We start from the raw sequence: 24,332 nt of genomic DNA, 5'->3' as shown, positions 1-24,332 counted from the left end.
CGTACGGCGACGGCTACCGGGTGCGCGGCCCCGGCCCGCCACCTCCGATCCTCCCACGTCCGGGGCGCGAGCCGGTCACGGGTCCAGCAGACGGACGGGGGCGACGGGCGCCGAGCGGCGGGGACCGCGCCAGGTCGTCCCGTCTTCGCCACCGCGCTCTTGATCGCCTCACATGTGGCCCGGCCCGCACGGTGGTGGAGATCCTGCCAGTGAGCCCGCCGAGCAGCAGGGCCCCAGGTGCAAGGGTGACGGGTCAGCGCACGAGGGAGGCTCAGCCCCGCTCGGCCAGCGCCCGCTCCCCCGCGGCCCGCATCGCCGCCAACGGCGCCGTCTTGCACCCCGTCATCTGCTCGACCTGCAGAACCGCCTGGTGGACGAGGAGATCCAGCCCGCTGACGACGGCACCGCCGTAGGCCGACCAGCGCGCGGCGAGCTCCGTCGGCCACGGGTGGTACAGCACGTCGAACAGCGTCGTCGGCCGCTCCGGCACCGCCCCGGAGAGCGCATCCGTCGCCCCGGCCGGAGTCGTGGCGATGACCAGCGGAGCGCTCAGCGCCCGCTCGGCCTCCGCCCAGTCCGCCGTGCGCACCTCGACGTCCAGCCGCTCGCCCCACTGCCGCATCTCGGCGGCCCGCGCCTCGCTCCGGACGTACGCCACGACCTCACCCGTGCAGATCCGGGCGAGCGCGGCCAGCGCGGAGGAGGCGGTGGCGCCCGCGCCGAGGACGGCCGCCGACTCCACCTGCTCGATGCCGCGCTCCCGCAGGGCGGCGACCATGCCGGGGATGTCGGTGTTGTCGCCGACGCGCCGTCCGTCCTCGGTGAACACCAGCGTGTTGACGGCTTCGACGGACGTGGCCGTCTCGGTGATCTCGTCCAGCAGCGGAATGACCGCCCGCTTGAGCGGCATCGTCAGCGACAGGCCCGCCCACTCCGGCCCGAGCTGCTCGACGAACCCGGGCAGCGCCTTCTCGTCGACCTCGAAGCGGTCGTACGACCAGCCGGTGAGCCCGAGTTCGGCGTAGGCGGCCCGGTGCAGCACCGGCGAGAGCGAGTGGGCGATCGGCGAACCGAGCACGGCGGCACGGTTCTTGCTGGCGGTGCGGCTCATTGTGCGTTCTGCGCTTCCTGGTACTTCCGGCGGTTCTTGTTGTGCTCTTCGTTGGTCACGGCGAAGAGCGTCTCGTCCTCGTTGATCGACACGAAGTAGTACCAGTCGCCCTTGGCAGGCTTGAGGGCCCCCTCGATCGCCTCGTCACCGGGGTTCCCGATCGGCCCGGGCGGCAATCCATACACCTTGTACGTGTTGTACGGGTCGTCGATCTGTCGCAGCGAGTCGACCGAGCCGGTCGCCAACTTGGATTCACCGCGCAGGTAATTGACCGTCGAGTCGAAGTCGAGCAGACCGGCCGTCTCCGCGTTGTTGGGCTCAAGGCGGTTGTAGACGACCCGCGCGATCTTCTTGTAGTCCTTCTTGTTGTTCCCCTCGGCCTGTACGAGGCTCGCGACAGTGAGGACCTGAAGCGGATTCTCGAGCTTCAGCCCCTTGGCTTTGCCGGCCAGATCGAACTGCTCGTATTTCGCCTTCGCCAGGGCGATCAATTCCTTGAGGACCTGCTCGGGCTTCATGTCCTTGGAGACCGGATACGTGGAAGGGTAGAGGAATCCTTCCAGCGGGTCCTTGATGTCGTCGTTGTCGTTGGCCCACTTGGGGAGGCCGAGGGATTCCCATTTCTTCCCGGCGACGTCCTCGGTGGTGCCCTTCTTGAGGCCGAGTTCCTTGTCGATCAAGACATAGATTGCGCTGTTCCGCTCGCCTTCGCGCACAGTGAAGTTGTTCTGGCTCTTCGGGTCGAGCATGAGGGTGATAGCGCTTTCAGCGGACATCTCCTTCTTGAGGAGATAAACGCCCGCCTGAATATTGGGCCTGTCGGGATTCTGCGCCAGCGCGGCCGTGAAGGCATCCACACTCTTGACGACCCCGGCCGCCTTCAGCTTCTGCCCGATCGCCGACCCGAACTCACCCTTGGCGACCGTGATCGTGACCGTCTCGTTGGTGCCGTTACCCGAGTAATCAGGGGCCTCGCCGAAGCGGCTCTGGAAGAACTGGTAGCCGAAGTAGCTCACACCGGCGAATCCGCCACCGAAGACCATGACGACCACCAGGCAGGCGCATCCACTGCGACGCTTCTTGCCGCTCTTGCCCGGTTTCTTGGACTTTCCGCCGCGGCCCTTCCGGTCACCGCGGCCGGCGCGTTCCTCGGCCTCGTCGTCCTCGTCGTCACCGCCGCCACCCGCGAAGAACGCGTGCTCGCCCTGGTCCGGTCCGGGGTCCCAGTCCGTACGGTCCGCGGCCGATTGCGTCTCCGCCTCGGGCTCCGGAGCCGGCGCGGGCCGGGTCTCCGCGCCCCGGCGAGCAGGCGGCTCCGGCGGCGGATACGCGTCCGGCGTCCCGTAGAAGTCCTGCTGGCCGCCGCCGTAGGCCATCGCCTGCTGCTGCCCCCCGTAGGGGTCGTTCGGGTCGGCGGCGTAAGTGCCCTGCGGGTGCTGGGCGGTTCCGTCGTTCCAGCCCCCGTTGCCCTGGCCGTACTGCTGCTCACCATGGCCGGTGTACTGCTGGTGGTGCTGTGGCTGCTGCTGGCCGGGGTACTGCTGCCCCGGGTCGCCGTACTCCTGCTGGTACTGCTGCTGGGCGTAGGCGTCCTGGTGGCCGTTGTCCCAGCCGCCGTGGCCGTTGCCGTTGCCGTAGTGCTGCTGGTACTGCTGCTGCTCCGGGTAGTGCTGCTGCGGCTGGCCGCCGTAGGCGGACTGCTGGCCTCCCTGGGCCTGCTGTCCGTCCCATCCGCCGTCCCCGTACAACGGGTCGTCCGGATGCCACGGTTCGGAGCCTTGGCCCCGGCCATACTCAGTCATCGATCCCCTAGAGCCGCGAGGCGGCGGTCACGCGGGGCCTGTGGCTCGGCTGTCGTCCCCGCCTCTTTTTGTGCGGTGGCTGTTCGAAGGCCCCCACATCGCGCGGAACGTTACCGTATCGCGATCAGATGACCACTTCGACGCCCTCGCCCGGTGCTTTGCCTGACGCCCGTTCGGATTCCAGCGCTTGTTGCAGAATGATCACGGCTGCTGCCTGGTCGATGACCGACCTGCCCTTCTTGGATTTCACACCCGAGGCACGAAGTCCTTGACCGGCCGTCACTGTGGTCATCCTCTCGTCGATGAGTCTGACCGGAACCGGCGCGATCATGCGGGCCAACTCCTGGGCGAAACCCCGCACCTTGACTGCGGCCGGGCCTTCTCCCCCTTTGAGAGAGCGTGGCAGGCCGACGATTACCTCGATGGGTACGTATTCGTCGACCAGTTGTCTCAGTCGACGCTGAGCTGCGGGGACATCGCGTCCGGGAACCGTCTCGACGGGGGTGGCGAGGATCCCGTCGGGGTCGCAGGAGGCGACCCCGATACGGGCGTCCCCGACGTCGATCGCGAGGCGACGGCCACGGCGCATGGCCGGACCGTCGCCTTCGCTCGTGGGATCCGTGGTGGTCACTTGGCCGTCTCGGCGACCAGGCGCTCGACCGCGTCCACGGCCTCGCCGACGGCGGCCGGGTTCTGGCCACCGCCCTGGGCGACGTCCGGCTTGCCGCCACCGCCGCCGCCGAGCGTCTTGGCGGCCGTACGGACCAGGTCACCGGCCTTGAGGCCACGCTCGCGGGCGGCCTCGTTGGTGGCGATGACCGTCAGCGGCTTACCGTTCACGACGGTGAACAGGGCGACCACGACGGCCCGGCCGCCCTGGATGCGTCCGCGTACGTCGAGGACGAGCTTGCGGAGGTCGTCGGCGGTGGTGCCGTCCGGGACCTGCCCGGTCACGAGAGCGACGCCGGCGACGTCCTTGGCGGACTCGGCGAGACCGGCGGCGGCCTGCAGCACCTTCTCGGCGCGGAACTTCTCGATCTCCTTCTCGGCGTCCTTGAGCTTGCCGAGCATGGCGGAGACCTTCTCCGGAAGCTCCTCGGGACGGCCCTTGATCAGCTCCTGGAGCTGGGCGACGACCGTGTGCTCACGGGCGAGGAAGTTGTAGGCGTCGACGCCGACCAGGGCCTCGATACGGCGCACACCGGAGCCGATCGAGGACTCCCCCAGCAGCTTGACCAGGCCGAGCTGCGAGGTGTTGTGGACGTGCGTGCCGCCGCACAGCTCCTTGGAGAAGTCGCCGATGGTGACGACACGGACGCGCTCGCCGTACTTCTCGCCGAACTCGGCGATGGCGCCCTGCTTCTTGGCCTCGTCGAGGCTCAGGATCTCCGCGTGGACGTCCAGGTCGCGGGAGAGCACCTCGTTGATCTTCTGCTCGACGTCGGTCATCACGGCCGTCGGAACGGCGGACGGGGATCCGAAGTCGAAGCGGAAGCGACCCGGCTGGTTCTCGGAACCGGCCTGGGCGGCCGTCGGACCGAGGGCGTCACGCAGGGCCTGGTGGGTGAGGTGGGTGGCCGAGTGGGCGCGGGCGATGGCGGTGCGGCGACGGCCGTCGATGGAGGCCTGGGCCTTGGCGCCGACGGTCACTTCGCCGACCTGGACGACGCCCTTGTGGACGTACACGCCCGGGACCGGCTTCTGGCAGTCGCGGATCTCGATGACGGCACCGGAGTCGACCTTGATCCGGCCGGTGTCGCCGATCTGGCCGCCACCCTCGGCGTAGAACGGGGTGCGGTCGAGGACGATCTCGACCTCGTCGCCCTCGGTGGCGGCAGGCGAGGAGAGGCCGTCGACAAGGATGCCGACGACCGTGGACTCGCCCTCGGTGTCCGAGTAGCCGATGAACTCGGTCTCGCCGGCGGCGTCGGCGATCTCGCGGTAGGCGCCGAGGTCGGCGTGGCCGGTCTTCTTGGCGCGGGCGTCGGCCTTGGCGCGGTCCCGCTGCTCCTTCATCAGACGGCGGAAGCCGTCCTCGTCCACGGAGAGGCCCTGTTCGGCGGCCATCTCCAGGGTGAGGTCGATCGGGAAGCCCCAGGTGTCGTGGAGCAGGAAGGCCTTGTCGCCGGCCAGGACCTGGCCACCGGAGGCCTTGGTCTCGGTCACGGCGGTGTCGAGGATGTTGGTGCCGGCCTTCAGCGTCTTGAGGAAGGCGTTCTCCTCGGCGAGGGCCACCTTCTCGATGCGCTCGCGGTCGGTGATCAGCTCGGGGTACTGCTGACCCATCATGCCGATGACGACGTCGATGAGGTCCTTGACGACCGGGCCGGTGGCACCGAGGAGGCGCATGTTGCGGATGGCGCGGCGCATGATGCGGCGCAGGACGTAACCACGGCCCTCGTTGCCGGGGGTGACGCCGTCGCCGATGAGCATCACAGCGGTGCGGATGTGGTCGGTGACCACGCGCAGGGAGACGTCGGACTCGCGGGCGTCGCCGTAGCGGACGCCGGTCAGCTCGGTGGCCTTGTTGATGACGACCATGGAGGTGTCGATCTCGTACATGTTCTGCACGCCCTGCAGAATCATGGCGAGGCGCTCCAGGCCGAGGCCGGTGTCGATGTTCTTGCTGGGCAGCTCGCCGAGGATCTCGAAGTCCTCCTTGGAGGTGCCCTCGCCGCGCTCGTACTGCATGAAGACCAGGTTCCAGATCTCCACGTACCGCTCGTCGTTGACGGCGGGGCCGCCCTCGACGCCGAACTCGGGGCCGCGGTCGTAGTTGATCTCGGAGCACGGGCCGCACGGGCCGGGGACGCCCATGGACCAGTAGTTGTCCTTCATGCCGAGGCGCTGGATGCGCTCCTTGGGCACGCCGATCTGCTCGTGCCAGATGCGCTCGGCCTCGTCGTCGTCCTTGTAGACGGTGATCCAGAGCTTCTCCGGCTCCAGGCCGTAACCACCCTTGTCCTGGGGGCTGGTGAGCAGCTCCCAGGCGTGCTTGATGGCGCCTTCCTTGAAGTAGTCGCCGAAGGAGAAGTTGCCGCACATCTGGAAGAACGTGCCGTGCCGGGTGGTCTTGCCGACCTCTTCGATGTCAGGCGTGCGGACGCACTTCTGCACGCTGGTGGCGCGGGCGAAGGAGGGCTTGACCTCACCCAGGAAGTACGGCTTGAAGGGGACCATGCCCGCGTTGACCAGGAGCAGAGTCGGGTCGTCCGCGATGAGCGACGCCGAAGGGACAACGGTGTGACCGCGCTCCTCGAAGAAGCTCAACCAGCGGCGACGAATCTCGGCCGACTCCATCAGTGGTCCTCATTCCGGTTGTACGGGTACGACGAGTTGTCGGCGTACCGCGGATTCCTGCTGTACTTCGGGGTGTTGCTGTTCTCGATGGCGACGACGCGCCGCGGGGCCGGAAGCTCCGGGTACGTGTCGGGGTTGGCCTCGATACCGAGTGCCTCGCCCAACTCGGCCTCCCGCTGGGCCATGTTGTCGCGGACGTCGAGCGCGAAGTGGACGGCCCGGTCCTTGAGCCTGTGGCCCGCCTCGACCGCCTTGTGCGCGGCCTGGGTGGCGAGGTGCTCGGGGGTGAGCTGCTTCAGCTTGCGGTTGACCTTGGTGGTGGCCCACACTCCGGCGGCGACCCCTGTGGTGAACCAGAACGTACGGCGGAACATCGCTCGGTCAGTCCTTCTTTCCACGGGTGTCACGCCTGCTCCGGCGCGTGCCCGGAACGGTGCGTCCCACGATCACGGTACGACGCCGCTCCTCGGCGGGCTCGCCCTCCCGGCGGCCGCCCATGGCCCGGCGTACGCCGTAGCCGAAGGCGGCGACCTTCACGAGGGGGCCGCCGAAGGTGGACGCGACGGTCGTGGAGAGCGCCGAGGCGTTCGACGTGACCTCCTGGACGTCGGACGCGATGGCGTCGACCCGCTCGATCTGGGTCTGCGCGGAGCGGACCGCGGTGGACGCGTCGGCGAGGAGGGGGACGGCCTGGTCGGTCACGTCCGCGACGAGCTTGGTGGTCGCTCTGAGCGTCTGGGCCAGCCTCGCCAGCGCGACGGCGAGGAAGGAGACCAGGATCGCCCAGAAGACGGCCACCAGGATCCCGGCCACCTCTCCACCGGACACTGTCTGCACCCGCTCCCTGGAACATGCCTGAACGTCGAAAGTCGTGTCCCGAGCCTATCGCGCCGCGGCGATCGCTCAGTACCGCATTAGTACTCAGCGCGGAGACCGCAGCCGGCTCGCCGCGATCTCGCCGTAGCAAGGCGAGAGCCCGCCGTCCCGCCCGCCAAGAGGGCGGGGGGACGACGGGCTGACGCTCGGTGCGTATGTACTACGTCCGTCGAAAGAGGATCAACGGGCGTAGTACTCGACGACGAGCTGCTCGTCGCAGATGACCGGGATCTCCTTGCGGTTCGGGTCGCGGTCCAGGCGGAAGGCCAGGGCCTTCAGGTTCACCTGGAGGTAGCGCGGGGTCTCGCCGTCGGCGGCGAAGCCACCCTCGCGGGCGACCTCGAACAGCGGCTTCTGACGGCTGCGCTCACGGACCATGACGACGTCGTCCGGCTTGACGCGGAAGGACGGCTTGTCGACCTTGTGACCGTTGACCTCGATGTGGCCGTGGACGACCATCTGGCGGGCCTGGTAGATCGTGCGGGCGATGCCCGAACGCAGGACCAGCGCGTCGAGACGGCGCTCGAGCTCGATGATCAGGGCCTCACCGGTCTTGCCCTGGACCTTGGAGGCACGCTCGTAGGCGCGGACGAGCTGGCGCTCGGACACGTCGTACTGCGCGCGCAGACGCTGCTTCTCGAGCAGACGGACCTTGTAGTCCGAGTTCTGCTTGCGGCCACGGCCGTGCTCACCCGGCGGGTAGGGGCGGGCCTCGAAGTACTTGACGGCCTTCGGGGTCAGCGCGATGCCGAGGGCACGCGACTTCTTGACCTTGGGGCGGGACTGGTTCGCCACTTCTTTTCCTTTTCCTTCAATTCGGCTGCCTCAGGGTTACGGGAGGTCGCATCCGCAGCCGGGGAATCCCGTCAGGTCCGCGAGGGACATGTCGGGTAGCCGCTCCCCTGGTCTGGGCACATACGTGCAGCACACGAACGGCCCACCGACCGGTCCCGGGAATCCGAGTGGTGGTGGGCTGCCCGCGACACCTACGACGGTGCGCGACGCTCCTGGATCCGAAGATCCGGCTGGATGTCCCGCCTGAGGCGCCGACCGGAGCCGGACACGGGACGCAGCACTGTGGAGGAGTCTACAGGGGTTCAGGACTGCTTCCGACCGAGGTTCTTCCTGGTCCACTCCACCGCGTCGGCGTACCGGGCCTCGGCGCCGTGCCGGGTCGGGGTGTAGTACTCCCGCTCCTTGATGGCGTCCGGTGCGTACTGCTGGGCGGCGATGCCCTCGGGCAGGTCGTGCGGGTACACATACCCCTGGGCGTGGCCGAGCTTGGCCGCGCCCTTGTAGTGCCCGTCCCGCAGATGCGGGGGCACGGGACCGGCCAGGCCCTTCCTCACGTCCTCCATGGCCGCGCCGATGGCGGTCGTCGCCGCGTTCGACTTCGGGGCCAGGGCGAGGGCGATGGTGGCGTGGCTGAGGGTGAGCGCCGCCTCGGGGAAGCCGATCATGGCGACGGCCTGGGCGGCGGCGACGGCTATGGGCAACGCGTTCGGATCGGCCAGGCCGATGTCCTCGCTGGCGGAGATCATCAGGCGTCGGGCGATGAACCGGGGGTCCTCACCGGCCTCGATCATCCGCGCCAGGTAGTGCAGCGCGGCGTCCACGTCGGAACCGCGGATGGACTTGATCAGGGCGCTGGCCACGTCGTAGTGCTGGTCGCCGTCGCGGTCGTACTTCACGGCGGCGCGGTCGACGGTCTCCTCCAGCGTCTGGAGACCGATCTCCCCCTCCCCCTTGTCGAGAGCCGCGCCGGCCGCGGCCTCCAGGGCGGTCAGGGCACGGCGGGCGTCGCCGCCGGCGATCCGCAGGAGGTGCGCCTCGGTGTCCTCGGGGAGGGTGACGGCGCCTTTCAGGCCGCGCTCGTCGGTGAGGGCGCGCTGGAGCAGGCCGCGCAGGTCGTCGTCGGTGAGCGGTTCGAGGGTGAGGAGCAGGGAGCGGGACAGCAGCGGGGAGATCACCGAGAAGTACGGGTTCTCCGTGGTCGCCGCGATCAGGGTGACCCAGCGGTTCTCGACGGCCGGGAGGAGGGAATCCTGCTGGGCCTTGCTGAAGCGGTGGATCTCGTCGAGGAAGAGGACGGTCTCCTTGCCGAAGCCGCCGGTGGCGCGACGGGCGCCCTCGATCACCGCGCGGACCTCCTTGACTCCGGCGGTGATCGCGGAGAGCTCCACGAACCGCTTGTTGGTGGCCTTGGAGACGACGTACGCCAGGGTCGTCTTGCCGGTGCCGGGCGGGCCCCAGAGGATCACCGAGGAGGGGCCGGCGGGGCCGCCGCCGGACTCGCCGACCAGTCTGCGCAGCGGCGAGCCGGGCTTCAGCAGGTGCTGCTGGCCCACGACCTCGTCCAGGGTGCGCGGGCGCATCCGTACGGCCAGGGGGCTGGCGGCCGGGTCCTTCTCCTGGCGTTCTTCTGCGGCGGCGGTGAACAGATCGGGCTCCACACGGAAAACCCTATGTCACGCCACCGACAGTCCGGCCGGCCCGGCGTCGGACCCGGCGGCCGCCCCCGGGAGGAGCCGCCGTCAGCTGGTCCAGAAGTCCCACCAGCGGGTCAGGATCAGCATGCCGATGATGCCGATGTGCATCACGGGCAGGACCCAGGTGAACTCGGCGAAGAAGCCCTTCAGCCAGCCGGGGGCGGGCAGGAACCCGTTGCGGATGTTGGAGGACGTGACGTACCAGAACATCAGGATGGTGGCGACCCAGGCGAGGCAGCACCACAGGCAGAGCGAGTTGATGTTGTACAGCGACTGGTACTGCAGCCAGGTCACGAAGCCGACGCCGAAGGCGGTGCCCGCGTTGAAGGTCAGCCAGTACCAGCGTGGGTAGGTGGCACGGGCGAGCAGGCTCACGCCGACGCAGATGACCATGCCGTAGGCGACGAGCCCGAGCATCGGGTTGGGGAACCCGAAGACGGACGCCTGGTCGCTCTTCATGATGTTGCCGCAGGAGACGACCGGGTTGAGGCTGCACCCGGGGGTGAAGTTCGGGTCCTCCAGCAGCTTGAACTTGTCGAGCGTGATGACCCAGGAGGCGAGCAGCCCGGCCGCGCCGGTGATCAGCAGCAGGACCGCGAAGGCCCGGCTTCCACCCACCGTGCGCGGGGCCTCGGTGCGTTCCCGGTCGGTGGTCGAGACGTCCCTGACTGTCGTCCTGCTCATCACGTCGATTCCGTCGATTCCATAGCGTCGAAGGGGCCGCTGGGGCACGGTCATTGTGCCGTACACCCTCGCGCGCGCAGCGTTCGCTGGACGTAAAAGTCGCCCCCGCCCCCGTAAAGGGCGACGAGGGCGACAACGGTTCGAACTCAGCCCAGTCGGGCCTCCAGCTCGGCCACGATCTCGTTCACGCCGACGGAGACCTGCTCCCCGGACTCCATGTCCTTGAGCTGGACGACGCCCTCGGCGAGGTCGCGTTCGCCGGCCACGACCGTGTAGCGCGCGCCGCTGCGGTTGGCGTTCTTCATCGCGCCCTTCAGGCCCTTGCCGCCGTAGGCGAAGTCGGCCGCGATGCCCACCTTGCGCAATTCGGTGACCTTGCTGAACAGCAGCCGGCGGGCCGCGTCGCCGAGCGGGACGGCGAACACGCTGGTGGCGGCGGGGAGTTCGAGCTCGACGCCCTCCGCCTCCAGGGCGAGGACGGTCCGGTCGACGCCGAGCGCCCAGCCGACCGAGGGCAGCGCGGGGCCGCCGATCATCTCGGAGAGGCCGTCGTAGCGGCCGCCGCCGCCCACCGCGGACTGCGAGCCCAGACCGTCGTGGACGAACTCGAAGGTGGTCCGGGTGTAGTAGTCGAGGCCGCGCACCAGCTTGAGGTCGTCCTCGAAGGCGACGCCCGCCGCCGTGATCAGCTCGCGCACCTCCTCGTGGTACGCCTTGCAGGCGTCGCAGAGGTAGTCGCGCAGCAGGGGGGCGTCCCCGAGCTGCTTCTGGACCGACTCGCGCTTGTCGTCGAGGACCCGCAGCGGGTTGATCTCCGCGCGGCGGAGCGTGTCCTCGTCGAGATCGAGGCCGCGCAGGAACTCCTGCAGCGCCGCCCGGTAGACGGGACGGCACTCCTTGTCGCCCAGGCTGTTGAGCAGGATGCGGAAGTTCCTGAGGCCCAGCGAGCGGTACGCCTGGTCCGCCAGGATGATCAACTCGGCGTCCAGGGCCGGGTCCTCGGCGCCGATCGCCTCGGCGCCCACCTGGGAGAAGTGGCGGTAGCGGCCCTTCTGGGGGCGCTCGTAGCGGTAGTACGAGCCGGAGTACCAGAGCTTGACCGGGAGGTTGCCGACCTTGTGGAGGTTGGCCTCCAGTGCGGCGCGCAGCACGGAGGCGGTGCCCTCGGGCCGCAGGGCGAGCCTGTCACCGCCCTTGGTCTCGAAGGCGTACATCTCCTTGGTCACGATGTCGGTGGACTCACCCACACCGCGCGCGAACAGTTCGACGCTCTCGAAGCCGGGCGTCTCGATGTACCCGTAGCCGGAGTCGCGCAGCGGCGCGGCGATGGCCTCGCGGACGGCCAGGTACTTGGCGCTGTCCGGGGGCAGCAGGTCGTACGTGCCCTTGGGGGCCTGAAAGGTGCTCACGGAAGGCCTCTCGTCACATTCCTCGTCGGGGAGGGGTCGTCGGACCCGCTCCCTGGCCGCCGGCGTCCGCCACCTGCCGCAGATACGGGTTGGTGGCGCGCTCCTGGCCGATGGTCGTCTGGGGGCCGTGGCCGGACAGCACCACGGTCGAGTCGTCGAGCGGCAGGCACACGCGGGCCAGCGAGTCGAGCATCTCGGCCATGTCACCGCCGGGCAGGTCGGTGCGTCCGATGGAGCCGGCGAACAGCAGATCCCCGGAGAAGAACACGGAGGGGATCTCCGTGTTCTCGGGCATCCGGAAGGTCACCGACCCCTTGGTATGGCCGGGCGCGTGCGCGACGGACAGCTCCAGACCGGCCAGCTCCAGCTTGGCGCCGTCGGTCAACTCCTTGACGTCGTCCGGCTCCCCCACGGTCAGCTCGCCCATGAGCGGCATGCCGATGGACCGGCCGAGCGCCTTCTCCGGGTCGCTCATCATGTACCGGTCCTCGGGGTGGATCCACGCCGGTACGTCGTGCGCGCCGCACACCGGGACGACCGAGGCCACATGGTCGAGGTGGCCGTGGGTGAGGACGACCGCGACGGGCTTGAGCCGATGCTTCTTCAGCGTCTCCTCGACTCCCTGGGTGGCCTGGTGGCCCGGGTCGATGATCACGCACTCCTCCCCGGCGGCGGGGGCGACCAGATAACAGTTGGTCCCCCAGGCCCCGGCGGGGAACCCGGCAATGAGCACGATCGTCCTTCTTGTGGCGTACGAGGGTGGGTTGCTGTGGATCAGAGCCTACCGGCGCTGCCGTTTCCTCAGCGAACCCATATACGGTACGGGTCACACGCAATCAGTCCACTCAACGGACGCGCGACGCACCCGTCGACGTACGAGACGCATGAGGAGAGAACCCCGTGGTCAGCCAGGATCAGCGGCGGCGTCAGCTCGCCCGGGAGAAGTTCTTGCGGCAGCAGCAGCGGCGGACGTCCGCGCGGCGCAGGGCACGAGTCCGTAACGCGGCGATCGCTTCGGTGCTCGGTGTGATCCTGGTGGGCAGTGTGGCGCTCTACACGACCGACGTGCTCAAGGGCGACGACAAGAAGGACAACGTGAGCGCGGACGCGAGCGCGAGCCCGTCACCCAGCAAGGCGCCGGACCCGTGCGAGAAGCCGGCCGAGGGCAAGGTGAAGGAACTCACCTTCAAGAAGGAACCCGCGCTCACGATCGACAAGACCGCGAAGTACACGATGGATCTGCAGACGACCTGTGGTGCCATCCCCATAACGATGGACGCGGCGAAGGCCCCGCGCACCGTCAACTCCTTCGACTTCCTGGTGAACAAGGGGTACTTGGACCACACCAAGTGCCACCGTCTCACCACCGAGGGCATCTACGTCCTGCAGTGCGGTGACCCGCAGGGCACCGGTATGGGCGGTCCCGGCTACACGATCCCGGACGAGAACCTCAAGGACTCGCGTCTGAAGGGCGATGTGTACCCGGCGGGCACGGTCGCGATGGCGAACCAGTTCAACGCGCAGACGGGCGAGGGCAAGAACAGCGGCGGCAGCCAGTTCTTCCTGGTGACCCAGGACAGTCCGCTGCCGGCCAACTACACACCGTTCGGCACCGTCTCCAAGGACGGCATGAAGGTCCTGAAGAAGATCGCCGACGCGGGTGCCCAGCCCGCGGACCCCCAGACCGGCAACACGGCACCCAACGCGACCGTGGTCATCAACAAGGCGACTGTCAAGAAATCCTGACCGCCACCAGTGAAATTTCGGTCGCGCGGGATGCGGACAGGCAACCCGCCGGTCGCCTATGTTGGCCGTGACGAAACTGTGGACGATGCCCGGGGGAGCTTCAGGCCCCTCGCAGGCATCATGTGGAGGAGGCGCTGTGAGCAGCGACCCGTGGGGCCGCGTCGACGAGACGGGGACCGTGTACGTGCGTACGGCCGACGGCGAGCAGGTCGTCGGTTCCTGGCAGGCAGGCTCCCCCGAGGAGGCGCTGGCCTATTTCGAGCGCAAGTACGAAGGCCTGGTTGTCGAGATCGGCCTCCTCGAGAAGCGCGTCAAGACCACCGACCTGTCGGCGAAGGACGCCCAGGCCGCGATCGACCACATTCGCGAGCAGGTCGACGCGCACCACGCGGTCGGTGACCTGGACGCGCTCAAGGTGCGGCTGGACAAGCTCGTCGAGACCGTCGAGGCCCGCCGCGAGGAGCGCAAGCAGCAGCGGGCCAAGCAGTCCGACGAGGCCCGGCACGCCAAGGAGGCGTTGGTCACCGAGGCGGAGGAGCTGGCGCAGTCCGATCAGTGGCGGGCCGCCGGTGATCGGCTGCGGGCGCTGGTGGACACCTGGAAGGGTCTGCCGCGTCTGGACCGCAAGTCCGACGACGAGCTGTGGCACCGCTTCTCGCACGCCCGCTCGGCGTTCTCCAAGCGTCGCAAGGCCCACTTCGCGCAGCTCGACGCGCAGCGCGAGGACGCCCGCAAGACCAAGGAGAAGTTGGTCGCGGAGGCCGAGGCGCTGTCGAACTCGACGGACTGGGGTCCGACGGCCGCGCGCTACCGCGAGCTGATGGCCGACTGGAAGGCCGCCGGCCGCGCCCAGCGCGAGCACGAGGACGACCTGTGGAACCGCTTCCGCGGCGCCCAGGACGTCTTCTTCGCCGCCCGCAGCTCGGTGTTCGCCGAGCGTGACGCGGAGCAGTCGGAGAACCTCAAGCTCAAGGAGGAGCTGGCCGGAGAGGCGGAGAAGATCCTGCCGGTGACGGATCTGAAGGCCGCCCGTGCCGCCTTCCGCTCGATCAACGAGCGGTGGGAGGCCATCGGCCACGTGCCGCGTGACGCCCGTCCGAAGGTCGAGGGGCGGATGCACGCGGTCGAGCGGGCGATCCAGGAGGCCGAGGAGGCGGAGTGGCGCCGCACCAACCCGGAGGCCCGCGCCCGCGCGGCCGGTCTCACGGGCCAGCTGCAGGCCGCCGTCGACAAGCTGAAGACGCAGATCGAGGCCGCCCGCGCCCAGGGCAACAACGCCAAGGCCGACAAGCTCCAGCGTGAGCTCGACGGCCGCCAGGCGCTGCTGGACCAGGCCCTGAAGGGTCTGCAGGAGTTCGGCGGCTGACGTCGAAGGCACATGTGAGAGGGGCTCCCGAACGAACCGTTCGGGAGCCCCTCTCACATGTGTCGTGCCTACGGCCGTCGCGCCGATGTCACCCGGTACACGTCATAGACGCCCTCCACTCCGCGTACGGCCTTCAGGACGTGCCCCAGGTGCTTCGGGTCGCCCATCTCGAAGGTGAAGCGGGAGGTGGCGACGCGGTCGCGGGAGGTCTGGACGGCGGCCGACAGGATGTTGACGTGCTGGTCGGACAGGACGCGCGTGACGTCGGAGAGCAGACGGCTGCGGTCCAGCGCCTCGACCTGTATGGCGACGAGGAAGACCGAGGACTGGGTCGGGGCCCACTCGACGTCGAGGATGCGCTCGGGTTCACGGGAGAGCGACTCGACGTTGACGCAGTCGCTACGGTGAACCGATACGCCACTGCCCCGGGTGACGAACCCGATGATGGGGTCGCCGGGGACGGGCGTACAGCAGCGGGCGAGTTTGACCCACACGTCGTCGACACCCTTGACCACGACACCGGGGTCGTTGCTGCCGCGCCGCTTGCGGCTTCGGCCGCGGGTGGGCGGTACGGCCTCGTCGATCTCCTCGGTGGCGGCCTCCTCGCCGCCGAGGGCCTGGACGAGCTTCTGGACCACGCTCTGCGCGGAGACATGGCCTTCGCCTATGGCCGCGTAGAGGGCGGAGATGTCCGGGTAGCGCATCTCGTGCGCCAGGGTGACGAGCGAGTCGCCGGTGAGGATGCGCTGGATCGGCAGGTTCTGCTTGCGCATCGCGCGGACGATGGCGTCCTTGCCCTGCTCGATGGCCTCGTCGCGCCGCTCCTTGGAGAACCAGGCGCGGATCTTGTTGCGGGCGCGCGGCGACTTCACGAAGCCGAGCCAGTCGCGGGAGGGGCCCGCGCCGGCCGCCTTGGAGGTGAAGACCTCCACCAGGTCGCCGTTGTCGAGGGTGGATTCGAGCGGGACCAGGCGGCCGTTGACCCGGGCGCCTATGGTGCGGTGGCCGACCTCGGTATGGACCGCGTACGCGAAGTCGACGGGGGTCGCGCTGGCCGGCAGCGCGATGACGTCGCCCTTCGGGGTGAAGACGAAGACCTCGTTGCGGGAGAGGTCGAAACGCAGGGACTCCAGGAACTCTCCGGGGTCCTCGGTCTCCTTCTGCCAGTCCAGCAGCTGCCGCAGCCAGGCCATGTCGTTGAGGTGGTCGTCCTTGCCGGTGGTCCGGGGCGCGTCCGTGCGCACCTTGGAGGCGCCGGCGACGGCCTCCTGCTTGTACTTCCAGTGCGCGGCGATGCCGTACTCGGCGCGGCGGTGCATGTCGAACGTACGGATCTGGAGTTCGACGGGCTTGCCGTTGGGTCCGATGACCGTCGTGTGCAACGACTGGTACATGTTGAACTTGGGCATCGCGATGTAGTCCTTGAACCGCCCCGGAACCGGGTTCCAGCGGGCGTGGACGGTGCCCAGGGCCGCGTAGCAGTCGCGGACGGTGTCCACCAGGACACGGATGCCGACCAGGTCGTAGATCTCCGCGAAGTCCCGGCCGCGGACGATCATCTTCTGGTAGACGCTGTAGTAGTGCTTCGGGCGGCCGGTGACGGTCGCCTTGATGCGGGCCGCACGCAGGTCCTGCTGCACCTCGTCGGTCACTATGGCGAGGTACTCGTCGCGCTTGGGGGCGCGCTCGGCCACGAGCCGGACGATCTCGTCGTACATCTTGGGGTAGAGGATCGCGAAGGCGAGGTCCTCCAGTTCCCACTTGATGGTGTTCATGCCCAGGCGGTGGGCGAGCGGCGCGTAGATCTCCAGGGTCTCGCGCGCCTTCTTCTCCTGCTTCTCGCGCTTGAGGTAGCGCATGGTGCGCATGTTGTGCAGGCGGTCGGCGAGCTTGATGACCAGGACGCGGGGGTCCTTGGCCATGGCGACGACCATCTTGCGCACGGTCTCGGCCTGCGCGGCCTCACCGAACTTGACCTTGTCCAGCTTGGTGACGCCGTCGACGAGGAGGGCGACGGAGTCGCCGAAGTCACGACGGAGCTGGTCGAGGCCGTACTCGGTGTCCTCGACCGTGTCGTGCAGCAGACCGGCCATCAAGGTGGCCGGATCCATACCCAGCTCGGCGAGGATGGTGGTGACGGCGAGCGGGTGCGTGATGTAGGGGTCGCCGCTCTTGCGCTTCTGGCCCCGGTGCCAGCGCTCGGCGACCTGGTAGGCCTTCTCGATCTGGCGGAGCGTCGACGTCTCGATCTTCGGGTCGTTGCTGCGCACGATCCGCAGCAACGGCTCCAGGACCGGGTTGTACGGGTTGGAGCGCTGCACGCCGAGCCGGGCGAGACGGGCGCGTACGCGGTTGGAGGAACCGGAGCGGGCGGGCTGGCCCGTGCCGGTGGGGCGGACCGGGGGCGCCGGAGCGGGCGCGGGCGCGGTGCGCTCGGGCGGGGCCGGCTTGGGGCGCGCCGGGCCGTCGGTCTTGTCGGCGGGCGCGGACTGGGCGTGCTCGACGGAGCCCTGCGCGGACGTGGCGGTGTTCTCGGGGTTCGCCTTCGCCGCGTGCTGCGCGGGCTTGGCCGCGGGGCCCGAGGCGGACTCGGGCTTGGCGGCGGTCAGGTGCTGGGCCTCGTCTGCCAAGAGGGCTCCTCGTGCGCGATCCGGGTCCCCGGTCAGGCTCCGGAGCACCCATGGTAGCGATCCCCCGCCTCAGGATCGCCTTCAGGCCACATTGAGGGCGGTCTACCCATGCAACACGGGGGCGCGCGGCGGATTCCGAGGGCCGACGTGGGGGTGTGCGGTGAGGGGTCCGGTGCCGGTGGAGTGTGGTTGCTCGCGCCCCGGGGCGCGCGTCCTGCGGGGCACACGACGCGGCGGGCGCCCCGGGAAAGAGATCCCGGGGCGCCCGCCGCATGGCTGTCCGTTGGGTTCAGACGGTGATCAGGGCCTCCAGCGGGGCCCCGGCCAGAGCCGTCTCCAGGCGCTGTCGGCCCGGGAGGAACGACAGCTCCATCAGGACCGCGACGCCGGCGACCTGGGCGCCCGCGCGGCGGATCAGCTGGAGGGAGGCCTCGGCGGTGCCGCCGGTGGCGAGGACGTCGTCTATGACCATGACGCGGTCGCCCGCGGTCAGGTCCTCGGCGTGCACCTCGATCTCGGCGGAGCCGTACTCCAGGTCGTAGGCCTGGCCGAGCGTGGCCCCGGGGAGCTTGCCCGCCTTGCGTACGGGGATGAAGCCGACGCCGGCGCGGACGGCGGCCGGGGCGCCCAGGATGAAGCCCCGGGCCTCCAGACCGACGATCTTCGTGGCGCCGTGCCGCACGGTCAGCTCGGCCAGCGCGTCCGTCAGCGCGGTGAACGCCGCCGGGTCCGCCAGCAGCGGGGTGATGTCCTTGAACATCACGCCCGGCTCCGGGTAGTCCGCGACGTCACGGATACGGCTGAGCAGCAGCTCCTTGATGTCGGTCATCGCCGCTTCCCGCCCCGGCCCCGACTGCGGCTCCCGGACTGGGCACGCGGGCCGACCACCGCGGGGGTCGCGTCCGCCGGCTCGTCGTCGTAGGGACCGTCGGCCGCCGTCTTCGCGTCGTGCTCGGCCTGGGCCCGCTTGGCGAGGACGCGCTTCTTGAGGGCCTTCAGCTGCGGCTCGCGCTCCTTGAGGTCGGCGACGAGCGGCGTGGCGATGAAGATCGACGAGTACGCACCGGCCGCGAGGCCGACGAACAGCGACAGCGAGATGTCGTTGAGCATGCCCGCGCCGAGGACACCGCCACCGATGAAGAGAAGGCCGGCGACCGGGAGCAGCGCCACCACCGTGGTGTTGATCGACCGCACCAGGGTGCTGTTGATCGAGCGGTTGGCGATCTCGGCGTACGTCCAGCGGTTCTGCTTGGTGATGTCCTTCGTCTGCTCCTTGAGGCTGTCGAAGACGACGACTGTGTCGTAGAGCGAATAACCGAGAATGGTCAGCAGACCGATCACCGTGCCCGGCGTCACCTCGAAGCCGACGAGGGCGTAGATGCCGACCGTGATCGTGATGTCGTGGACCAGGGCGACGAACGCGGCGATGGCCATGCGCCACTCGAACGCGATCGCCAGGTAGATCACCACGAGGACCATGAAGATCCCGAGACCCTGCCATGCCTTGTTGGCGATCTGGTCACCCCAGCTGGGACCGACCAGATCGGCGTTGATCTTCTCCGCGTCCATCTTGAGGTCGTCGGCGAGCGTTTCCTTGATCTCGTCGGACTTGCTGGTGTCCACACCGGAGATCTGGATGCGCAGGGTGTCGTTGCCGAGCTTCTGGACGATCGCCTGGTGGCCGGAGGCCTCTGTGGCGTATTCCTCCGCCTGGGCGACCGAGACGCTCGTCTTCGGCGTCGTGAAGACGGCGCCGCCCTGGAACTCGATACCCATGTTCAGGCCACGGACCGCGAGCCCGACGATGGCCGTGATGGTGATCAGGATGGAGAGGCCGTACCAGAGCTTGCGGTTGCCGACGAAGTCATAACCGACCTCGCCACGGTGGAGTCGGGCTCCGAGGTCACCGAGCTTCGACATCTCAGGCCTCCTTCGGGTCGGCGGGGACGGCGGGACGGCGGGTGCGGCGCAGCGGCGGCTGGGCACCCAGACGCTTCGGGTCGAGGCCGGACCAGCGGTGGCCGTTGGCGAAGAACTTGGTGCGGGCCAGCAGGGTCAGCAGCGGCTTGGTGAAGAGGAAGACGACCACGACGTCGAGCACGGTCGTCAGGCCGAGTGTGAACGCGAAGCCCTGCACCTTGCCGACGGTGACGACGAAGAGCACCGCGGCGGCGAGGAAGGACACGAAGTCGGAGACCAGGATGGTGCGCCGGGCACGGGGCCAGGCCCGCTCGACGGCAGGGCGCAGCGTGCGGCCCTCGCGGATCTCGTCCCGGACGCGTTCGAAGTACACGATGAACGAGTCCGCCGTGATACCGATCGCGACGATCGCACCGCAGACCGCCGGCAGGTTCAGGGCGAAGCCGATGGCCGGGCCGAGCAGCGACATGATCAGGTAGGTCAGAGCCGCGGAGAGCAGCAGTGAGGCGACCGCGATCAACGACAGACCGCGGTAGTAGACGAGCAGATAGATCACGACCAGAGCCAGGCCGATCGCACCGGCGATCAGACCTGCCTGCAGCTGCTCACCGCCGAGCGCGGGGCTGACGGTGGTGACGCTGGACTCCTTGAAGGTCAGCGGGAGCGCGCCGTACGACAGCATGTTGGCGAGGTTCTGGGCCTCCTCCTGCGTGAAGCTGCCGGAGATCTCGGCCTTGCCGCCGGTGACCGCCGCCTGCACGTAGGGGTGGGAGACGACCTCGTCGTCGAGGACGATCGCGAACTCGTTCTGCGGGGAGGTCTGCGTCGCCAGCTGGCCGGTGATGTCGGCGAACTTGTCGGCGCCCTTGGAGTCGAAGTCCATGACGACCTGCCAGCCGGTGCCGTTCTGCGTGTCGAGCAGCGCCTGGGCCTTCTCGACCTCGGTGCCGTCGACCCCGACCGGGCCGAGGACGAACTTGCTCCAGCTGCCGTTGTCCTGGCCGCAGGCCACGACGGTGTCGGTGGTCTTGCCCTTGCCGGCCTCGGCGCGCTGCTTCGGGTCGTTGCAGTCGAGGGCGGCGAACTTGGCCTGGATCGCCTGGGTCTCCTCATCGGCGCTCGGGCTCGCGGGCGGGGAGGCGCTGTCGGAGGCCTTGGCGGACGCGGAACCGCTGCCGGACGGCGTGGGGTCGGCCTTCAGCGCGTCGGTGAGCGCACGGCCCTGCGACGTGGCGGAGGACGACGGGCTCGACGACGGGCTCGCGGAGTCACCGGCCCCGGGCTCGGTGGCCTCGTCCTTGCCGTCGGAGCTCGACGGGCTCGGCGAGCCGCTGCCACTGGGGCTGGTGCTCGGCGAGGCGGTGGGGTTCTCCGTCGCACCAGTGCCGACCTGGCTCTGGAGGACGGGACGGAAGTACAGCTTCGCGGTGGTGCCGACCTGGTCCCTGGCCTCTTGGGAATCCGTGCCCTTGGGGATGTTGACAATGATGTTCTCATTGCCCTGGGTCTGGACCTCCGCCTCGGACACGCCCAGACCGTTGACGCGGCGGTGCATGATCTCGACCGCGGTGTCCATGTTGGTCTTGTTGATCGCGTTGGGCTGGCCGGGCTCGTTGACCGCCGTCAGTGTGATGCTCGTACCACCGGCGAGGTCGATGCCGAGACGCGGAGTGGTGTGTCCGGAGGCGAACATTCCCCCGGTGAGCGCCACAAGGGCGATCAGGATGAGGGCCAGCGCGCGCCCAGGCTTGCTCTGGGTGCTCGCGCTCCGGCCCTTCTTCGGTGCTGCCACCTTCTCGTACTCCCTCTCGGGCCGCCGTGCGCGGGGTCAGCGCGGGGACGGCCATGACTTGTGTCGGGAAGCCGGGCGAAAACGACACGCGCCCGGGGTGCGGGCGGTTCTCGCCTGCACTCCCGGGACGTGACTACTTCGCGTCGGACTCGCCGTCGGTCTTCTTCGGCTCTGCTTCGTCGGCCTTGGCCTCGTCGGCCTTCGCCTCGGCGGTCTCGTCGGCCGCGTCGTCGGACGCGTCCTTCTTGCCGAGGTCGATGGGCTTGTCGTCGGAAGCGGCGGAAGCGTCGTCGGAGGGCTCGTCGGTCTCGGTGAGGGAGGAGGCGTCGTCCGGGACGACGTCGGACTTCAGGTCGTGCTCGATGCCGTGGACGATGCGGTTGTACTCCTCGTCACTGAGGACGGCACCGATGGAGTTCTTGGCGAACAGCAGCTCGACGCCCGGCCCGGCGTCGAGGAGGACCGTGTCCTCGCTGACTTCCTTGACGGTCGCGTACATGCCCCCGATCGTGCGGACGCCGGAACCGGGCTGCATCTGGTTCCGCATGTCGACGGCCTGCTGCTGCTTCTTCTTGGCCGATCGGGTCATCAGGATCATGGCCCCGATGAGCACGATGAACGGGAGGAGGGTCACGAGACTCACGGGTCGGAACTTCCTTCACACGACCGCGATGGCGAGCGGCCTGATGGTTGGGGGTATGTGTGCTGCCGACAAGGGCGGCATCGGCGGAGTCTAAGCGAGTCCACCGTGATGGAACAACGCACAGCATGTCACCGGGGTTCCATGCCGGGCGAGTACCGCGGCGTCACGAGACGGTCACGCCCCGAACAGGTCCTGTTGTCCGTTTCCGCCGGTCGTGCCGCGTGGCGGGGTGAGTCCGAGGTGGGCCCAGGCGGCGGGGGTGGCGACCCGGCCGCGGGGGGTGCGGGCGAGCAGTCCCTCGCGGACGAGGAAGGGTTCGGCGACCTCCTCGACGGTCTCGCGCTCCTCCCCCACCGCGACGGCGAGGGTGGACAGACCGACCGGTCCGCCGCCGAAGAGCTTGAGCAGAGCTTCGAGGACACCCCGGTCGAGGCGGTCGAGGCCGCGGGCGTCGACCTCGTACACGGCGAGGGCGGCGGAGGCGATGTCGCGGGTGATGACGCCGTCGGCCTTGACCTGCGCATAGTCCCGTACGCGGCGCAGCAGGCGGTTGGCGATACGGGGGGTGCCGCGGGAGCGGCCCGCGATCTCGGCGGCACCGTCCGTGTCGATCTCGACGTCGAGCAGGTTCGCCGAGCGGTGGATGACGCGCTCCAGTTCGGCGGGCTCGTAGAACTCCATGTGCGCGGTGAAGCCGAAGCGGTCGCGCAGCGGCGGCGGCAGCAGTCCCGCGCGCGTGGTGGCGCCGACCAGGGTGAAGGGCGGCAGTTCGAGGGGGATCGCGGTGGCACCGGGGCCCTTGCCGACGATCACGTCGACGCGGAAGTCCTCCATCGCCATGTACAGCATCTCCTCGGCGGGCCGGGACATGCGGTGGATCTCGTCGAGGAAGAGGACCTCGCCCTCCTGGAGGGAGGAGAGGATCGCGGCGAGGTCGCCGGCGTGCTGGATGGCGGGGCCGGAGGTGATGCGGATGGGGGCGCCCATCTCGGCCGCGATGATCATCGAGAGCGTGGTCTTGCCGAGGCCCGGGGCGCCGGAGAGCAGGACGTGGTCGGCGGTGGCCCCGCGCGCGCGTGCGGCCCGCAGGACCAGGTCCAGCTGTTCGCGGACCTTCTCCTGGCCGATGAACTCGTCCAGGTCCTTGGGGCGCAGGGCGGCCTCGACGGCCTGGTCCTCACGGTCGGCGACGGAGCCCACCAGGCGGTCGGCGGCGGTGTCGTCGGTCGTGTCGTCCCAGTTCATTGCGTGTGCCTCGCGGGTTGCTGTCGGATGGAGCGGAAGGGGGCGGCGGCCCGTACCGGTGGTGCACGAGCGCTTCGACAGAGCGGTCAGCGGGCTCTGTTGAGGGTCTGGAGGGCGGCCTTCAGCAACTGGCCCACCTGGGGCGTGCCTTCGGTGGCCTCGGCCTGGGGGGTCACGGCCGACACGGCCTCGTCGGCCTCGCGGGTGGCGTACCCGAGGCCGATCAGGGCGGCGTGCAACTGGTCGCGCCAGCCCTGGGTGACCGGGGCCCCGATCGCGGGGGCGCCGATGGGCTCGCCCAGCCGGTCCTTCAGCTCCAACAGGAGTTTCTGGGCACCCTTCTTGCCAATGCCGGGGACGGCGACGAGCGCCTTCTCGTCGCCGGTGGCGACCGCTCGGCGCAGCGCGTCGGGGGTGTGCACGGCGAGCATCGCCTGTGCCAGGCGCGGTCCGACCCCGCTCGCGGTCTGCAGCAGTTCGAAGACCTGGCGCTCGTCGTCGTCCACGAAGCCGTACAGCGTCAGCGAGTCCTCGCGGACGACCAGGGAGGTGGCGAGCTTGGCCGGCTGCCCCATGCGCAGCCCGGACAACGTGTTGGGCGTGCACTGGACCGCGATGCCGATCCCACCGACCTCGACCACCGCGGAGTCCGGAGCCAGGGCGGCGACCGGGCCGCTGACGAAGGCGATCATGACGTACGGCCTTTCGATGCGTGCAGGGCCACGGCCTGCTGGAGGCGGTTCTGGGCGGGGGCCCGCCAGATGTGGCAGATGGCGAGGGCGAGGGCGTCGGCGGCGTCCGCCGGTTTCGGTGGGGCGTCGAGCCGGAGGAGACGGGTGACCATGGCCCCGACCTGGGCCTTGTCGGCCCGGCCGCTGCCGGTGACGGCGGCCTTGACCTCGCTGGGGGTGTGCAGGGCGACGGGGATGCCGCGGCGGGCGGCGCACAGCATGGCGACGGCGCTGGCCTGGGCGGTGCCCATGACCGTGCGGACGTTGTGCTGGCTGAACACCCGCTCCACGGCGACGCATTCGGGGCGGTGCTCGTCGAGCCACTGCTCGATGCCCTGCTCGATCGCGACGAGTCGGTGCCCCAACTCCGCGTCCGCGGGCGTGCGGACGACACCGACGCCGAGCATGGTCAGCGGCCGGCCCGCGACGCCCTCGACCACACCCACGCCACACCGCGTCAGTCCGGGGTCCACCCCGAGTACGCGCACCGCGCCCCCTCCCACTCGATCTCCCCCAGCTACTGCTGGGAGGTGCCCCCAGTTTGTGCAGGCTATCTGCTGCCACCGACAACGGCGGCGGGCCGGTGGG

The 24,332-nt window shown here is 69.3% G+C and carries 21 protein-coding genes; 2 read left to right on the top strand and 19 right to left on the bottom strand.

Going from position 1 to position 24,332, the window contains the following annotated elements:
* Positions 1-271 precede the first annotated feature (271 nt).
* The 11 genes from P8T65_RS39290 to P8T65_RS39240 all read right to left on the bottom strand — a co-directional run bounded on the left by P8T65_RS39290 (position 272) and on the right by P8T65_RS39240 (position 12,404).
* On the bottom strand, positions 272-1,111 hold the full coding sequence (locus P8T65_RS39290) for a shikimate dehydrogenase (protein ID WP_316730130.1): 840 nt from the start codon (positions 1,109-1,111) through the stop codon (positions 272-274).
* Entirely contained in the window at positions 1,108-2,913 is a 1,806-nt protein-coding gene (mltG, locus tag P8T65_RS39285) for an endolytic transglycosylase MltG (RefSeq protein ID WP_316730128.1), read from the bottom strand. Before mltG ends, P8T65_RS39290 begins: the two co-directional genes overlap by 4 nt.
* A gap of 124 nt (positions 2,914-3,037) precedes the next feature.
* Positions 3,038-3,502 carry a Holliday junction resolvase RuvX gene (gene ruvX, locus P8T65_RS39280; protein WP_033532576.1) on the bottom strand — a complete coding sequence of 155 codons (465 nt, stop codon included), beginning with the start codon at positions 3,500-3,502 and terminating at the stop codon, positions 3,038-3,040.
* A 38-nt stretch (positions 3,503-3,540) separates the two neighbouring features.
* Positions 3,541-6,213, bottom strand: coding sequence for an alanine--tRNA ligase (gene alaS, locus P8T65_RS39275; RefSeq protein ID WP_316730127.1), 2,673 nt, complete (start codon positions 6,211-6,213; stop codon positions 3,541-3,543).
* Positions 6,213-6,587 carry a hypothetical protein gene (locus P8T65_RS39270; RefSeq protein WP_316730126.1) on the bottom strand — a complete coding sequence of 125 codons (375 nt, stop codon included), beginning with the start codon at positions 6,585-6,587 and terminating at the stop codon, positions 6,213-6,215. The genes alaS and P8T65_RS39270 overlap by 1 nt, the downstream gene beginning before the upstream one ends.
* A 7-nt stretch (positions 6,588-6,594) precedes the next feature.
* Positions 6,595-7,041, bottom strand: coding sequence for a DUF948 domain-containing protein (locus tag P8T65_RS39265; protein WP_316731867.1), 447 nt, complete (start codon positions 7,039-7,041; stop codon positions 6,595-6,597).
* A gap of 228 nt (positions 7,042-7,269) precedes the next feature.
* Positions 7,270-7,884 (bottom strand): 30S ribosomal protein S4, encoded by a 615-nt coding sequence (gene rpsD / locus P8T65_RS39260; protein ID WP_033532580.1) that lies wholly within the window; start codon positions 7,882-7,884, stop codon positions 7,270-7,272.
* 302 nt (positions 7,885-8,186) lie between these two features.
* A complete protein-coding gene (locus tag P8T65_RS39255) occupies positions 8,187-9,542 on the bottom strand; it encodes a replication-associated recombination protein A (protein WP_215450973.1) in 1,356 nt (451 codons plus the stop codon).
* 81 nt (positions 9,543-9,623) lie between these two features.
* Positions 9,624-10,262 (bottom strand): vitamin K epoxide reductase family protein, encoded by a 639-nt coding sequence (locus tag P8T65_RS39250; RefSeq protein WP_184896370.1) that lies wholly within the window; start codon positions 10,260-10,262, stop codon positions 9,624-9,626.
* A 146-nt stretch (positions 10,263-10,408) separates the two neighbouring features.
* On the bottom strand, positions 10,409-11,671 hold the full coding sequence (gene hisS / locus P8T65_RS39245) for a histidine--tRNA ligase (RefSeq protein WP_316730122.1): 1,263 nt from the start codon (positions 11,669-11,671) through the stop codon (positions 10,409-10,411).
* A gap of 13 nt (positions 11,672-11,684) precedes the next feature.
* Positions 11,685-12,404, bottom strand: a complete 720-nt coding sequence (locus tag P8T65_RS39240; RefSeq protein ID WP_215450970.1) for an MBL fold metallo-hydrolase — start codon at positions 12,402-12,404, stop codon at positions 11,685-11,687.
* Between the two features lie 167 nt (positions 12,405-12,571).
* On the opposite strand from P8T65_RS39240, the gene P8T65_RS39235 reads away from it, so the two are divergent.
* The gene (locus tag P8T65_RS39235) at positions 12,572-13,417 is read left to right on the top strand and encodes a peptidylprolyl isomerase (RefSeq protein ID WP_316730120.1); all 846 of its coding nucleotides are present in this window, start codon (positions 12,572-12,574) and stop codon (positions 13,415-13,417) included.
* Between the two features lie 136 nt (positions 13,418-13,553).
* Entirely contained in the window at positions 13,554-14,783 is a 1,230-nt protein-coding gene (locus tag P8T65_RS39230; RefSeq protein WP_316730119.1) for a DUF349 domain-containing protein, read from the top strand.
* A 68-nt stretch (positions 14,784-14,851) separates the two neighbouring features.
* Here the strand turns inward: P8T65_RS39230 and P8T65_RS39225 are convergent, their stop codons facing one another.
* From P8T65_RS39225 to ruvC, 8 genes are all read right to left on the bottom strand, one after another.
* Entirely contained in the window at positions 14,852-17,413 is a 2,562-nt protein-coding gene (locus P8T65_RS39225) for a bifunctional (p)ppGpp synthetase/guanosine-3',5'-bis(diphosphate) 3'-pyrophosphohydrolase (protein WP_316730117.1), read from the bottom strand.
* A gap of 289 nt (positions 17,414-17,702) precedes the next feature.
* Positions 17,703-18,242 carry an adenine phosphoribosyltransferase gene (locus tag P8T65_RS39220; protein WP_184896358.1) on the bottom strand — a complete coding sequence of 180 codons (540 nt, stop codon included), beginning with the start codon at positions 18,240-18,242 and terminating at the stop codon, positions 17,703-17,705.
* Positions 18,239-19,333 carry a protein translocase subunit SecF gene (gene secF / locus P8T65_RS39215; protein WP_316730115.1) on the bottom strand — a complete coding sequence of 365 codons (1,095 nt, stop codon included), beginning with the start codon at positions 19,331-19,333 and terminating at the stop codon, positions 18,239-18,241. The genes P8T65_RS39220 and secF overlap by 4 nt, the downstream gene beginning before the upstream one ends.
* A gap of 1 nt (position 19,334) precedes the next feature.
* The gene (gene secD / locus P8T65_RS39210) at positions 19,335-21,125 is read right to left on the bottom strand and encodes a protein translocase subunit SecD (protein ID WP_316730114.1); all 1,791 of its coding nucleotides are present in this window, start codon (positions 21,123-21,125) and stop codon (positions 19,335-19,337) included.
* 133 nt (positions 21,126-21,258) lie between these two features.
* The gene (yajC, locus tag P8T65_RS39205; protein ID WP_184896352.1) at positions 21,259-21,768 is read right to left on the bottom strand and encodes a preprotein translocase subunit YajC; all 510 of its coding nucleotides are present in this window, start codon (positions 21,766-21,768) and stop codon (positions 21,259-21,261) included.
* Positions 21,769-21,942: 174 nt separating this feature from the next.
* Positions 21,943-23,013, bottom strand: coding sequence for a Holliday junction branch migration DNA helicase RuvB (gene ruvB, locus P8T65_RS39200; protein ID WP_316730113.1), 1,071 nt, complete (start codon positions 23,011-23,013; stop codon positions 21,943-21,945).
* An 86-nt stretch (positions 23,014-23,099) separates the two neighbouring features.
* On the bottom strand, positions 23,100-23,705 hold the full coding sequence (gene ruvA, locus P8T65_RS39195) for a Holliday junction branch migration protein RuvA (protein ID WP_184896348.1): 606 nt from the start codon (positions 23,703-23,705) through the stop codon (positions 23,100-23,102).
* Positions 23,702-24,232: a crossover junction endodeoxyribonuclease RuvC gene (gene ruvC, locus P8T65_RS39190; protein WP_230219194.1), complete on the bottom strand. Its 531-nt coding sequence runs from the start codon at positions 24,230-24,232 to the stop codon at positions 23,702-23,704. The genes ruvA and ruvC overlap by 4 nt, the downstream gene beginning before the upstream one ends.
* Positions 24,233-24,332 lie beyond the last annotated feature (100 nt).

Source organism: Streptomyces sp. 11x1, assembly GCF_032598905.1.
Classification (GTDB): domain Bacteria; phylum Actinomycetota; class Actinomycetes; order Streptomycetales; family Streptomycetaceae; genus Streptomyces.
This window is presented reverse-complemented; position numbering and strand designations above follow the sequence as displayed.